Source organism: Yoonia sp. (genome assembly GCF_036007805.1).
Taxonomy (GTDB): Bacteria; Pseudomonadota; Alphaproteobacteria; order Rhodobacterales; family Rhodobacteraceae; genus Yoonia.
Genome location: NZ_DASYOK010000303.1, coordinates 1 through 2,135 on the forward strand (window position 1 = coordinate 1; position 2,135 = coordinate 2,135).

2 protein-coding genes are annotated in these 2,135 nt (G+C 61.1%); one reads left to right on the forward strand and one right to left on the reverse strand.

What is annotated here, in order from left to right; all coding sequences use genetic code 11:
- On the reverse strand, positions 1 to 1,129 hold a 1,129-nt coding region (locus VGP75_RS15815), incomplete at its 3' end, for a thiamine pyrophosphate-binding protein (RefSeq protein WP_327544578.1).
- 122 nt (positions 1,130 to 1,251) lie between these two features.
- On the opposite strand from VGP75_RS15815, the gene VGP75_RS15820 reads away from it, so the two are divergent.
- The coding region (locus VGP75_RS15820; RefSeq protein ID WP_327544579.1) for a Gfo/Idh/MocA family protein at positions 1,252 to 2,135 on the forward strand (884 nt) is incomplete at its 3' end.

Here is a 2,135-nt window from a genome sequence, read left to right on the forward strand (position 1 = left end):
GCTCGGCCTGTGCGCGCTGCGTCCAGCTTTCAGGGGCGCGGTAGGACGAAAGCCCCTCTTGCAGCGCCACCAAGCCCAGTTTCGCATCACCGACAACCGTGGCCGACAGATGTTTGGCCGCGTCGTGACGCGCGGCATTTAGGCCGATCAATTGCGCATCATGGGCAAAGGCCGTCCATGATCCGGTTGTGAAATCCTGCAGGCGCGTGCCGACGGCCAGGATCACATCCGCCTCTGCGGCGATGGTATTGGCGCTGTCCGATCCGGTCACCCCGATCGGCCCGATATTGAGCGGATGATCATGCACCAGATTGGCGCGCCCTGCGATGGATTCCACGACCGGAATCCCCATGGCCTCGGCAAAAGCAGTCAGTTCCGCCACTGCGCCGGAATACTGGACACCGCCCCCCGCAATGATCATCGGACGCTTGGCTGATTTCAGGAGGGCAACCGCATCAGCCACTTCTTCACTGTCAGGCATCTGGCGGCGAATGCGGTGAACGCGTTTGTCAAAGAAACTGCGCGGATATTCATAGGTCCAGCCCTGCACGTCCTGCGGCAGGCCAAGAAACACAGGCCCGCAATCCGCAGGGTCCAGCATGGTGGCGAGCGCCGCAGGCAGCGACTGGATCACCTGTGCGGGATGCGTGATCCGGTCCCAGTAACGGGTCACGGCCTTGAAGGCATCATTCACACCAAAGGTAGGATCGCCGAAATGCTCAAGCTGCTGCAAGACAGGGTCCGGCAGGCGGGTGATGAAGGTGTCGCCACAGAGCATCAGCATGGGCAACCGGTTCGCGTGGGCAAGCGCGGCAGCGGTTAACAGGTTTGCCGTTCCAGGACCGGCGGATGCCGTGCAAAACATGAACCGGCGGCGCAAATAGGCCTTGGCATAGGCCGCAGCGGCAAAGCCCATCCCCTGCTCGTTCTGCCCGCGATAGAGCGGCAGCGCCTCTTGTTCGTTATAAAGCGCCTCACCCAGACAGGTGACGTTGCCATGGCCGAAAATGCCAAAGCCGCCGCCGCAAATGCGGGTCTCGACCCCGTCGATGTCGATCCACTGATTGGCCAGATAGCGGACTATGGCCTGTGCCGTTGTCAGCGTGACCGTTTCGGCGATGTGCCCCATGATCGTCCCCCCATCGGCGCATAATTCCTACGTCGGTCGCGATTGTTTATTGACCAACCACCTGAAAGAACGTTACGCATTTTGCAACCGGTTGCAACCGGTTTCTGGGAAGGGGAGCAGGCATGACAGAGATCGGTATCGGGATTATCGGCGGCGGCTATATGGGCAAGGCGCATGCGGCTGCCTACGCATCCGTTGGCGCGATTTTCGACACAAGCCTGCGGCCGCGTCTGGAAATGGTCTGCGCGTCATCGGATGCCTCGACTGAGAGGTATCAAAAGGCCTTCGGCTTTGCGCGCGGCACAGCCGACTGGCGGGTGCTGGTTCATGATCCCAAGGTTGAGGCCGTCGTCATCGCCTCTCCGCAGGACACCCACCGCGACATCGCGCTTGCGGCTTTTGCCTTGGGCAAACCTGTTTTCTGCGAAAAACCGCTTGGTGCGACGCTGGCCGATTCCATTGCCATGACCGAGGCCGCCGATCAGGCAGGCGTGATCAACATGGTCGGGTTCAACTACATCCGCACCCCTGCAGCGCAATACGCGCGTCAACTGGTGGCGGATGGCCGCATCGGTGACATCACATGGTTCCGCGGCGAACATACCGAGGACTTTTTCGCCGACCCCGCCCTGCCCGCCACGTGGCGCTGCCAAGGCATGGGCAACGGGACGATGGGCGATCTTGCCCCCCATATGATCAATGCCGCACGCGCGCTTATCGGGCCGATTACGGCCCTCTGCGCGCAGGTCGAAACTGTCCACGCCCAACGCGGCAACACAGCCGTCACCAACGATGATCAGGCACAGTTCATGTGCCGCTTTGAAAACGGTGCGCAGGGACATCTGTTTTTCAGCCGCGTCGCAACGGGCCGCAAAATGGGTTATGCCTATGAGATCCACGGCACCAAGGGTGCGATCCGTTTTGATCAGGAAGACCAGAACGCCCTGCACCTTTACACAATGGAAGGCCCCGAGGCCGAACGGGGGTTTCGCAAGATCCTGACCGG